The organism is Vibrio celticus, from assembly GCF_024347335.1.
Classification (GTDB): domain Bacteria; phylum Pseudomonadota; class Gammaproteobacteria; order Enterobacterales; family Vibrionaceae; genus Vibrio; species Vibrio celticus.
Genome location: NZ_AP025463.1, coordinates 2,767,497 through 2,779,375, shown reverse-complemented (window position 1 = coordinate 2,779,375; position 11,879 = coordinate 2,767,497). Strand labels below are relative to the sequence as shown.

The following is an 11,879-nucleotide window of genomic DNA, read 5'->3' as shown; positions in this document are numbered from 1 at the left end:
CTTATTCTCGATGATAAGGGTGGTTAGCAGTGATGCTCCAAGCTCGATACAAGCTTTCAGCCATGATAACGCGTACTAATGGGTGAGGGAGAGTAAGCGCAGACAGAGACCAACTTTGGTCTGCAGCCGCTTTACATGCAGGTGCTAATCCTTCAGGCCCGCCGATAAGGATAGAAACGTCGCGTCCATCCAACTTCCAACTTTCCAATTGCTCTGCCAGTTGTGGGGTGTCCCACTTTTTACCTGGGATATCAAGCGTGACAATGCGGTTGCCTTTTGGAACCGCTGCCAACATTGCTTCGCCTTCTTTTTGAAGAATGCGTGCAATATCCGCATTTTTACCGCGCTTTCCCGCAGTGATTTCAATGAGCTCTAATGGCATATCATGAGGGAAGCGGCGTTTATATTCTTTAAAGCCTTCTTCAACCCACTTCGGCATTTTTGTGCCAACTGCGATTAATTGGATCTTCAAAGCTTAGCCCCAAAGTTTTTCTAGTTGGTACAGTTCACGGTGTTCTTCTTGCATAACGTGAAGCATGCTTGTGCCCATATCTAGAACAACCCATTCACCTTCTTGCTGGCCGTCCATGCCTAATGGCTGCATACCTGCTTTACGTACTTCATCAGCAACATGCTGTGCAATAGAAGCAACATGGCGCTTAGAGGTACCAGTACAAACAATCATGTAATCAGTAACGCTTGATTTGCCTTCTACATCGATGGTCACAATCGATTCTGCTTTCATGTCGTCGGCTTTGTCTGCAAGAAAATCTTTTAGTTCTTCACGTAACACGGGGTGTTCCTTTAATCTGAATTTAGCTTTTTAGGGGCTGTCGACCCTAGAATATACCACGCTTTTATGCGTGAAATGGTATTGAAGCTGAAGGGATACAAAACTCTACGCTTAACTGATGAATTAGTGGCCAAGGCGACTGCTCATATTGAGTTTTTGTCATCAATTCAGCTTGAGTGAGTAACGCGAACAAAGAGTGTAATTGAGAAATCGAAAATCTTGTTAGCGCGGCGTTATAAAGAGGCTTTTTAGATTGCCAGATACGGTGTTTCTCGAAGACCTGACCAATCGGCATTTGTTTCATTTGTTGCTGCATCTGTAACAGCAGAGCAAGCTCACGTTGTATGCTACGCAATAAAATGACGGGTTCGATACCTTCGGCTTCTAGTTGACGTAGGATTCGTTGTGCACGGTTTCCTTTGCCTGCCAATAACGCATCACTCCAATGGAATGGAGTAAAATGGTTGTGACGACTCAGCGATTCTTCTAAGCGTACTAATGTGAGCTTTCCATCTGGGTATTGGAGAGCCAGTTTTTCTAGGCTTTGGGTGAGAGCAAATAGATTACCCTCATGCCATTGCGCCAGCATTTGAATCGCTTCAGGATCTGGTGTTAAACCGATTTGACGGCAGCGTGCTTGGACAAACTGAGGTAATCGGCTGACATCTGGCGTTAGGCAGCTGACCCAGTGACCCTGATTCGAAAGTGCCTTAAACCACTTAGCGCTTTCTTGAGCTTTAGTGAGCTTAGTACCTACTAAAATCAACAAGATATCACTGTGGATATGCTCGGAGATTGCGAGTAGCTCTTTCGCTATTGCGGCATTGACGCCTGACTCTGGCAGCTCAAGCTCGATGACCTGACGGCTAGAGAATAGGCTCAGTGCTTGAGTGCAGTCGTAGACTTGATTCCAGTCGAGACTGCTATCAATCGCAAAGCGATGACGTTCTTCAAAGCCTTGCTGTTTTGCAGCCTTTTGAATCGCTTCTCGGCTCTCTTGCAGCAGTAGAGGTTCGTTACCAAAAATTAGGTAAACACTACTCAACTGTTTAGCCAGTTGCTCTGATAAGCGGTCAGCAAAAATACGCATCAAATAAACCTATTACTCAGCCGAATTACTAAGTGTTGGTTGTTCTTCTGAAGCTGGTACGGTCTCAACGTCGTCAATTTGAACATTCTTGATGTTGTATTGCTTTTCAAGTTCTTTTACTTGAACGTGCTCTAGTTCTTCTAGGTTCATGTTACCAGCGGCAATAGTCGCTTTAAGGCGAGCCATTTGGCGAAGAATTTGGCTTGTTGCCAGCTTACGCATTTCATCTTCGATCATGTCGCGTTCAACCGATTTCGCAAGTGCTGTTAACGGGTTATCTAAATAGCTACGGGTTACGCTAGTAGAGAATGTCTTGGAGCCAATTTCAGGGATAGTTACACGATAAGAAGAGCGGAATGTCAGCTCTTTTTCTGCTGCACGAGTATTTTGGTATAGAGATAGAGTTCGCTCACCAACACTCTCACTAATAATGTGCAGGTTAGGTGTATTCTCAGCCGGTGGCACAATTTCTACATCATTCATACGCAGTTGACCTTTCATCATACGTGTAAACGTACTGTATTGGTCGTAGCTGGTTACGGAGATCTTGTTAAGTTCTTCTGGTACGGAGTAATCACCACGCAGGTGGAAACCACAGGCACTTAAGAGGCTGACGGTTAAAACAACAACAGTAACTTTCAATGAAGATAGTGAAATCAGGCGCATTATTTGATGGCTCTCATGAAGGTAGAATACTTATTTAAAGGCTTTAGTTCGTTTGAGTGGTTAGGCTCAAGTCTAAAGCGCTTAAATAAGTAGACAGGGCAATTCGCTACCCTGTCTACAGACTGCTTTTGATGAATTAAGTTCGTTAATTCTTTAGCAATTGCATTGTGCTAACGAAATTAGTTAGCAACGATGTTTAGAAGCTTACCTGGTACGAAGATAACTTTACGGATAGTTAAGCCATCTAGGAACTTCTTAGCATTCTCATCGTTTAGACCAAGCTCACGAACTTGCTCTTCTGTTGCATCAGCAGCAACGGTTAGTTTCGCACGTAGCTTACCGTTGATCATGACAACGATAGTTTTCTCGTCTTCAACTAGCGCTTTCTCATCGAAAGTTGGCCATGTTGCTGAGTCTACGTTTGATTCACCAAGTGCAATCCACATTTCGTAAGAGATGTGCGGAGTCATTGGGTAAAGCATACGTACTACCGCTTTTAGTGCTTCATCAAGGATTGCACGATCTTGTACAGATTCTTGAGGTGCTTTCGCTAGCTTGTTCATCAGTTCCATGATTGCAGCGATTGCCGTGTTGAACGTTTGGCGGCGGCCAATATCGTCCGTTACTTTCGCGATAGTCTTGTGGATATCACGACGAAGTGCTTTTTGGTCGCCAGATAGCACAGAAGCATCAACAGATTCAGCAGCACCCTTAGAAGAGTGAGTGTGAACCAGTTTCCAAACACGTTTAAGGAAGCGGTTAGCACCTTCAACGCCAGACTCTTGCCACTCAAGCGTCATGTCTGCAGGTGATGCAAACATCATGAATAGACGTACTGTATCAGCGCCGTACTTGTCTACCATCTCTTGTGGATCGATACCGTTGTTCTTAGACTTAGACATTTTGATCATGCCTGAGTGTTCAACTTCACGGCCTTGATCGTCGACTGCTTTTTCGATGCGACCTTTACCGTCACGTTCAACCGTTACGTCAGTCGGTGCAATCCACTCTTTGGTGCCTTTTTCGTTTTCGTGATAGAACGCGTCAGCTAGAACCATGCCTTGACATAGTAGTTGCTTGAACGGTTCATCAGACGTCACGTAACCAGCATCACGTAGCAGTTTGTGGAAGAAACGAGAGTAAAGCAGGTGCATACAAGCGTGCTCGATACCACCAACGTATTGGTCAACTGGCAACCAGTAGTTTGCTTTCTCTGGATCTAGAATGTCGTCTGCTTGCGGTGAACAGTAACGTGCGTAGTACCAAGAAGACTCCATAAACGTATCGAACGTGTCAGTCTCACGTAGAGCTGGTTCGCCGTTGAATGTTGTTTCAGCCCAAGACTTGTCTGCTTTGATTGGGCTAGTTACGCCATCCATTACTACATCTTCAGGAAGAATGACTGGCAGTTGGTCTGCTGGTACTGGGTGAACTTCACCATCTTCAGTGGTTACCATTGGGATTGGAGCGCCCCAGTAACGTTGACGAGATACACCCCAGTCACGTAGACGGAAGTTTACTGTCTTCTTACCTTTGCCTTCAGCTTCAAGCTTCGCAGCAATTGCATCGAATGCTTCTTGGAACGCAAGACCATCGAATTCACCGGAGTCAAACAGTACACCTTTTTCAGTGTAAGCCGCTTCAGACACGTCTAGTTCAGAACCATCTTCAGGTTTGATTACTGGGATGATATCGATGCCGTACTTAGTTGCGAACTCGTAGTCACGTTGATCGTGAGCAGGAACCGCCATTACCGCACCTGTGCCGTAATCCATAAGTACGAAGTTTGCTACGTATACAGGAACAACACGACCGTTAAGAGGGTGGATAGCCGTTAGGCCAGTATCCATACCTTTCTTTTCCATCGTTGCGAGTTCAGCTTCAGCAACTTTAGTGTTACGACACTCTTCAACGAATGCAGCAAGCTCTGGGTTGTTCTTCGATGCTTTCTCTGCAAGAGGGTGACCTGCAGCGATACCAACGTAAGAAACACCCATTAGAGTATCTGGACGTGTTGTGTACACTTCTAGTGGTGCTTCTTCGCCGTTAACAGCGAAAGATAGCTCAACACCTTCAGAGCGGCCGATCCAGTTGCGCTGCATGGTCTTAACCATTTCAGGCCAACCTTCAAGGTTGTCTAGGTCGTCGAGTAGCTCTTGAGCGTACTCAGTGATTTTAATAAACCACTGTGGAATTTTCTTTTGCTCTACTGGAGTGTCACAACGCCAGCAACAACCGTCTTCTACTTGCTCATTTGCCAGTACTGTTTGGTCGTTTGGACACCAGTTCACTGAAGACGTCTTCTTGTAAACCAGGCCTTTTTCGTAAAGCTTAGTGAAGAACTCTTGTTCCCAACGGTAGTACTCTGGAGTACATGTTGCGAATTCACGGTTCCAGTCGTAACCAAAGCCTAGAAGTTTAAGCTGGTTCTTCATGTACTCAATGTTTTCGTAAGTCCATGGTGCAGGCGCTGTATTGTTTTTAACAGCGGCGTTTTCTGCTGGTAGGCCGAATGCATCCCAACCAATGGGCTGCATTACGTTTTTGCCTTGTAGACGTTGGAAACGAGATACCACATCACCGATGGTGTAGTTACGCACGTGACCCATGTGCAGTCGGCCACTTGGGTAAGGGAACATAGAAAGACAGTAGAATTTTTCTTTGTTTGGATCTTCACTTACAACGAAAGTCTCGCTGTTATCCCAGTGTTGTTGAACCTTTTGTTCAATCTCTTGCGGGTTATATTGTTCTTGCATCGATGGTATCCGGTTATCTTGGAATTTGTGAGTTCGGTTAGAACAGAATCTTACAGATCGTCATAGAATACCTAAAGGAGCTGAGTACAACAATAGTTATACCCTTCATACTTGCAGTTGCTGCCTAGTAGATTGTGTAATTTTTACTGAATTTCGCAGGGCAACTATACTTAAGAGTATGAATTGCATTTGTTTGTAAGCGGGAGTGCATTGCAGCGCATCCGTTTGCTCACTAATAGGTTGGTTATCTTAAGGAGGTTGTTATGCCGAAGAAAAAAGCGCTCTATGAAGAAGTCGTCGAAGAGGTGATTGAAACGCTGAAGCATAGCCCTGAAGAGCTCAACAACAAAATCGAAACGTCGGGCAAGTTTGCGAAAGCAGCCAATGATATGACTAAAGATGAGCTTTCATTAATCTCTGCCTACGTGAAGTCGGACTTAAAAGAGTTTTCCGAAAGCTATGAAGAGAGTAAAAGCGGTCCATTCTATTTGATGATTGCAGACTCTATTTGGCAAGGGCTGTTGGATATTACTGATCGTACTAAGGTGGAGTGGGTTGAACTGTTCCAAGACTTAGAACACCAAGGCTTGTATCAAGCGGGTGAAGTCATTGGCCTAGGAACTCTAGTATGTGACGAGTGTGGTCATCAAACCGAATATAACCACCCAACCAATATCATTCCATGTATTAAATGTGGTTCTAAAGGGTTTAGTCGTAAAGCCCTTAAACCGTAAGCTCTGAACCATAACGTATCAACGTAAACCGTAGCAACGAAAAAGGGTTGACCCAATCAGTCAACCCTCAAATCACTTTTCGTCGAATCTAGCTTTTTGGCTTTCTAATTACCCAACCAATCACCAAGCTGAGCATCGCCCAGATATACAGTGGCCAAGTACCTACTGTGTGATAAGGCGTTTGACCATCCGTTGAAATGAGTTCAGCTTTTAATACGGCCGTTTCAAACTGAGGCACTTGTTTGATGATGTTGCCTTTGTAATCGGTAACTGCGGTCACACCATTGTTGGTCGAGCGAATAACCGGCTTACCAAGCTCCAGAGCACGCATCTGTGCAATTTCCATATGTTGCAGAGGGCCAATCGAACGACCAAACCACGCATCGTTAGAGAGCGTTAAAATAAAGTCAGTCTCGTCGGTTACGTTCTGTCTAACTTGATCATTAAAGATGATCTCATAACACAGTGCCGGCGCTAAGTGACGACCATTTGCCACTATGTTTGGTTGAACAAAGTCGCCACGGCTAAATGATGACATTGGCAAGTTAAAGAAAGGTGCTAATGGACGCAAGATATCTTCAAACGGCACAAACTCACCAAATGGTAACAGGTGGTGTTTATGGTAGCGTTCGTCTGGATCGTAGCTGTACTCACCGTATGGATTCACACCGAGAGAAAGAACACTGTTGTAGTATTTCTTATCTTCAGACTGATTCAGCACACCGGTAATGATCGAACTGTTGTTCATCTTCGCTGCGCTATCCAAGTTACGTAGGAAAGATGGGATCTCAACTTCGAATGCGGGAATAGCAGCTTCAGGCCAGATGATGATATCCGCTCCCCAGTTTTCTCTGCTTAGGTCGGTGTACTTCATCATGGTTGGCCAGCGATGACTCGGTAGCCATTTACTGTCTTGATCGACGTTGCCTTGTATCAAGACGACTGACGTGGTTTTTTCAGGGTTCGGCGTGACCCAGTCGATGTTGCGAATACCAAAGCCTGCGCTAAATACGACAGCGGGAATGATAGCGATGCTCCAAGCCCGGTTAACAATCGCATAAGTGAATGCAGAGGCTGAAACAATGATCGCTAAAGTTACTAGCTCTACGCCGCTAATCGGTGCAAATGAACCCAATGGCGAATCGATTTGGCTGTAGCCTAACCAAAGCCAAGGGAAGCCCGTCATTACCCAGCCACGCAGCCAATCACAGACTAGCCAGAATGCAGGAGCTGCAAGGAAAAAGCGGCTTAGGTTATTGGCAGGGAAGAATTTATTCAAACCCCAGGTAAATAGCCCTGAATAAACGGCTAGGTAGCCAACAAGCAATGCCATCAAAAATAGGTTGGCTGCCAGTGGCATGCCGCCAAAACCATCAATGCTGACGTATACCCAGCTGATACCTGTGGTGAATTGACCTAAACCCCATGCGTAGCCAATCCAAAGCGCACTTTTAGGAGAGCGGTTGTGGATCAGTAACAGCAACAAAGCTGGGCTGAGAATAGCAAGAGGCCATATAGAGTATGGAGCGAATGAAAGTGTGGTTATAGCGCCAACAAAAACGGCCGCAAGCGGCCGTAATAGGCGATGAATAAATGTCTTAGTCATCTAATTTCTGTCATCTCTTTAGAGAGAAGTTGTTATTCTTCGATAGTCGGAATAGGCTGTTCGTCAGGAATGGTTACCTGTAGCTGAATCACACGACGGTTATCTGCTGATGTTATTTTGAAATGGTAGTTTTCGATTTCTACAATTTCGCCACGAACCGGCAGGTGACCGAGTGCTGTCATAACCATGCCGCCTACCGTATCCACTTCATCGTCACTAAAGGCAGTGTTAAACGTATCGTTGAACTCTTCAATAGTGGTTAAAGCTTTTACAGAGAAGGTATGCTTACTCAGCTTACGAATATCTAGCTCTTCTTCATCGTCGAACTCGTCTTCAATTTCACCAACGATTTCTTCGAGGATATCTTCAATGGTTACCAGGCCAGAAACTCCGCCAAACTCATCGACAACGATAGACATGTGGTAACGCTCTTCTTGGAACTCCTTAAGCAGGCGATCAACTCGCTTACTTTCAGGAACAACCACGACAGGGCGAATCACTTGTTCGATATCAAATGGGGCACTTTCTGAACCCAAATACTTAAGTAGGTCCTTCGCTAATAGAATGCCTTCAACATGGTCTTTATCTTCACTGATCACTGGGTAGCGAGAGTGTTGAGCATCAGTAATGAGCGCAATCAATGTATCTAGATCATCGGTGCGTTCAACTGTAACCATTTGAGAGCGAGGCAGCATGATATCGCGTACTCGCATCTCTGAAATTTCCATAACACCCTCGAGCATGTCCCGTGTGTCGTGGTCAATTAGGTCATTAATTTCTGAGTCGCGGATTACATCTACGAGCTCTTGGCGATCTTTTACTTCACCTTGAAATAGTTGGCCTAGGCGTTCAAAGAAGGACTTTCTACTCGGACCTTCAGATTTTTTACTTCCCTCAGAAGTGGGGGGGTTACCTTCGTTCATGATTTCTCAAAAAATAACGCTATCAGAAGTGTGATAGCACACGTTACAACTCAGATTCCTGCGAAAATCACAGGTTCGATGAGTTATTGTTTCTCTGCAACCTACTTTACTAGAATCAATTTACTTTTCTAGAATGTAAGGGTCTTCAAACCCCATAGATTGCATGATTTCTGTCTCGAGTGACTCCATCTCTTCAGCTTCATCATCTTCGATATGATCATAACCTAGCAGATGCAGACTGCCATGTACAACCATATGAGCCCAGTGTGCTAGCAGAGGCTTACTTTGTTCTTCTGCTTCTTTTTCGACAACTTGGCGGCAGATAATGAGGTCGCCCAGTAGATCTAACTCGATCCCTGGAGGAGCCTCGAATGGAAAAGACAACACGTTAGTTGGCTTGTCTTTGCCACGATATTCATGATTGAGCTGGTGGCTTTCTTGCGTATCAACGATACGAACCGTCAACTCAGCATTCTCTTGAAACTGAGGAATGGTCTTGTCCAACCAAAGCTGAATATCTTGCTCAGTTGGAAGACCTTGCTCATTTTCGACCGCTAATTGTAGGTCTAGTTCAATAGACATCTATTTATCACCTTGTTCTGCAATTACAGAACTATTTTGTGTTGCTAATTGTGTCGTAACTGCCTGCTGAGCCTCAAGAAGTTTGGCTTCGCGCTCTTCACGTTTACGCTTTTCAAACTCTTTGCGCTCTTTCTGGTCTTTTGCTTCCCACTTCTCGTACGCGTTGACGATACGGGCTACCACAGGGTGACGAACGACGTCTTCAGACATAAAGAAGTTGAAGCTAATGTCGTCGACTTCATTGAGCACTTCAGTCGCATGGCGTAAGCCTGATTTTGCACCACGAGGTAAATCGATTTGCGTAATATCACCAGTGATCACAGCGCGTGAGTTAAAACCGATACGAGTTAAGAACATCTTCATCTGTTCTACCGTGGTGTTTTGGCTTTCATCAAGAATGATAAACGCATCATTCAATGTACGACCACGCATGTAAGCCAGTGGCGCAACTTCAATTACGTTACGTTCAATCAGCTTCTCAACTCGCTCAAAGCCAAGCATCTCAAACAGCGCATCGTAAAGTGGACGCAAATATGGGTCTACTTTCTGGCTTAAATCACCCGGTAGGAAACCAAGCTTCTCACCGGCTTCAACAGCAGGACGAGTCAGTAGGATTCGGCGAACCTCTTGGCGTTCAAGTGCATCAACTGCTGCCGCAACGGCTAAGTAGGTTTTACCTGTACCTGCTGGCCCAATACCAAAGGTGATGTCATGAGTCACCATGTTCATTAGGTACTGTGCTTGGTTTGGCGTTCGAGGTTTGATAACGCCTTTTTTAGTTTTAATGGTCACTTCTTTGCCGTAGTCAATTTCAGACTCGACGTGTTGATCCAAAATGCCAGATTCGGTGATCGCCAGATGTATTTGCTCTGGTTCGATATCGATTATGTTGCCTTTAACTGGAGCCGTTTCAACATAGAGGTGTTTGATGATGTCTAAAGCTGCGGCTGTAGTGTGAGGCTTACCGACAATGGTGAAAAAGTTGCTACGGTAATTAATCTCAACGCCCAGACGACGCTCAAGATGCTTGATGTTGTCGTCAAATGGTCCGCATAAACTTGCCAAGCGCTTGTTGTCTGCTGGCTCTAGATTTATCTCTAAGGTAACGATTTTATTGCTCAAATTAGCCTCTCATTTTGTGCCACTCACTCTTAAATAAAACAAAGAGCAAAAAGCCCGATTTAGACCGGGCTTCTGATGGTGATATCCCTATTTCTAAGATGGTCACTTAGTTAGGTAATTTCAAGCTTTGTGTTTGCGCTTTGTGCTCAAACAGTTGTATTGCCTATGGCGTAAATGTTGCTACACCTAGCTCGTCTTCACGTTTAGTTTTTTCCATCATTTCTGCTGGAGTCATAACAACGCGTAGACCCATGTCTTTTTCTGTGCGAACTAGCTCACCACGTAGTGAGTTGGTGTAAACCTCAGTGATCTTCACATCTACGAACTGGCCGATTAGGTCTGCAGAACCTTCGAAGTTCACAACACGGCTGTTTTCTGTACGGCCGCGAAGTTCCATTAGGTTCTTTCTTGATGGACCTTCAACAAGGATACGTTGCTCTGTGCCTAACATTAGACGAGAGAAACGCATAGCTTGTGTGTTTACCGTTTGCTGCAGTTCGTACAGACGATCTTTCTTCTCTTGTGCTGGTACATCACATGGGTAATCTGCCGCTGGCGTACCTGGACGTGGAGAGAAAACAAAGCTGAAGCTCATATCGAAATCAACTTCTTTAATTAGCTTCATTGTATCTTGGAAGTCTTGCTTAGACTCACCAGGGAAACCAACAATAAAGTCAGAGCTGATTTGAATGTCAGGACGAGCTTTACGCAGTTTACGGATAATAGATTTGTACTCGATAGCCGTATGCGGACGCTTCATCATCGTAAGAATACGGTCACTACCACTTTGTACTGGTAGGTGAAGGAAGCTCACTAGTTCTGGTGTATCTTTGTAAACTTCAATGATGTCGTCACCAAACTCAAGCGGGTGGCTTGTTGTGAAACGAATACGGTCGATACCGTCGATAGAAGCAACAAGACGAAGCAGTTCTGCGAATGAACAGATATCACCTTCGTGAGTTGGACCGCGGTATGCGTTTACGTTTTGACCTAGCAGGTTAACTTCACGTACGCCTTGCTCTGCAAGTTGAGCAACTTCGAAAAGTACATCATCCATTGGACGGCTAACTTCTTCACCACGTGTGTATGGTACAACGCAGTAAGTACAGTATTTAGAACAACCTTCCATGATAGAAACGAACGCCGTCGCGCCTTCAGCTTTTGGCTCGGGCAGGTTATCGAACTTTTCGATCTCTGGGAAAGAGATGTCCATTACTGGCTTTTCGTTAGACAGTGATGACTTAATCATCTCTGGCAAACGGTGCAATGTTTGTGGGCCAAAGATAACGTCTACGTATGGTGCACGTTGACGAATGTGATCACCTTCTTGAGTCGCTACGCAGCCACCCACACCGATCACCACACCTTCTTTTTTATCTTTAAGCGTTTTCCAACGACCAAGCTGGTGGAATACTTTTTCTTGCGCTTTTTCGCGGATAGAACAAGTATTCAATAGTAGTACGTCTGCTTCCTCAGGTACTTCAGTTAGCTCATAGCCATTTGCAGCGTTAAGCAGGTCGGCCATTTTTGATGAATCATATTCATTCATCTGACAGCCCCAAGTTTTAATTAGCAGTTTCTTACTCATTATATGTTCGCTCGATCGT

The 11,879-nt window shown here is 44.9% G+C and carries 11 protein-coding genes; 1 reads left to right on the top strand and 10 read right to left on the bottom strand.

Features of this window, described 5'->3' with window-relative positions:
* Position 1: 1 nt before the first annotated feature.
* The 5 genes from rlmH to leuS all read right to left on the bottom strand — a co-directional run bounded on the left by rlmH (position 2) and on the right by leuS (position 5,305).
* On the bottom strand, positions 2-472 hold the full coding sequence (gene rlmH, locus OCV19_RS12520) for a 23S rRNA (pseudouridine(1915)-N(3))-methyltransferase RlmH (protein ID WP_004735246.1): 471 nt from the start codon (positions 470-472) through the stop codon (positions 2-4).
* Positions 473-475: 3 nt separating this feature from the next.
* Positions 476-793, bottom strand: a complete 318-nt coding sequence (gene rsfS, locus OCV19_RS12515; RefSeq protein WP_004735247.1) for a ribosome silencing factor — start codon at positions 791-793, stop codon at positions 476-478.
* A 64-nt stretch (positions 794-857) separates the two neighbouring features.
* Complete coding sequence (gene holA / locus OCV19_RS12510) at positions 858-1,883, bottom strand: DNA polymerase III subunit delta (RefSeq protein ID WP_065676389.1); 1,026 nt, start codon at positions 1,881-1,883, stop codon at positions 858-860.
* Positions 1,884-1,895: 12 nt separating this feature from the next.
* Positions 1,896-2,549 carry an LPS-assembly lipoprotein LptE gene (locus OCV19_RS12505; RefSeq protein ID WP_065676390.1) on the bottom strand — a complete coding sequence of 218 codons (654 nt, stop codon included), beginning with the start codon at positions 2,547-2,549 and terminating at the stop codon, positions 1,896-1,898.
* 179 nt (positions 2,550-2,728) lie between these two features.
* Positions 2,729-5,305 (bottom strand): leucine--tRNA ligase, encoded by a 2,577-nt coding sequence (gene leuS, locus OCV19_RS12500; RefSeq protein WP_065676391.1) that lies wholly within the window; start codon positions 5,303-5,305, stop codon positions 2,729-2,731.
* Positions 5,306-5,568: 263 nt separating this feature from the next.
* Between leuS and OCV19_RS12495 the strand changes: the two genes are divergently transcribed.
* On the top strand, positions 5,569-6,039 hold the full coding sequence (locus OCV19_RS12495; protein ID WP_017062329.1) for a zinc ribbon-containing protein: 471 nt from the start codon (positions 5,569-5,571) through the stop codon (positions 6,037-6,039).
* 88 nt (positions 6,040-6,127) lie between these two features.
* Here the strand turns inward: OCV19_RS12495 and lnt are convergent, their stop codons facing one another.
* From lnt to miaB, 5 genes are all read right to left on the bottom strand, one after another.
* Entirely contained in the window at positions 6,128-7,645 is a 1,518-nt protein-coding gene (gene lnt, locus OCV19_RS12490) for an apolipoprotein N-acyltransferase (protein ID WP_065676392.1), read from the bottom strand.
* Positions 7,646-7,677: 32 nt separating this feature from the next.
* On the bottom strand, positions 7,678-8,568 hold the full coding sequence (corC, locus tag OCV19_RS12485) for a CNNM family magnesium/cobalt transport protein CorC (protein WP_065676393.1): 891 nt from the start codon (positions 8,566-8,568) through the stop codon (positions 7,678-7,680).
* A 120-nt stretch (positions 8,569-8,688) separates the two neighbouring features.
* Entirely contained in the window at positions 8,689-9,150 is a 462-nt protein-coding gene (gene ybeY, locus OCV19_RS12480) for an rRNA maturation RNase YbeY (RefSeq protein WP_012603383.1), read from the bottom strand.
* The gene (locus OCV19_RS12475) at positions 9,151-10,272 is read right to left on the bottom strand and encodes a PhoH family protein (protein WP_017096205.1); all 1,122 of its coding nucleotides are present in this window, start codon (positions 10,270-10,272) and stop codon (positions 9,151-9,153) included.
* Between the two features lie 163 nt (positions 10,273-10,435).
* Positions 10,436-11,860 carry a tRNA (N6-isopentenyl adenosine(37)-C2)-methylthiotransferase MiaB gene (gene miaB, locus OCV19_RS12470; RefSeq protein ID WP_012603385.1) on the bottom strand — a complete coding sequence of 475 codons (1,425 nt, stop codon included), beginning with the start codon at positions 11,858-11,860 and terminating at the stop codon, positions 10,436-10,438.
* Positions 11,861-11,879: the final 19 nt, after the last annotated feature.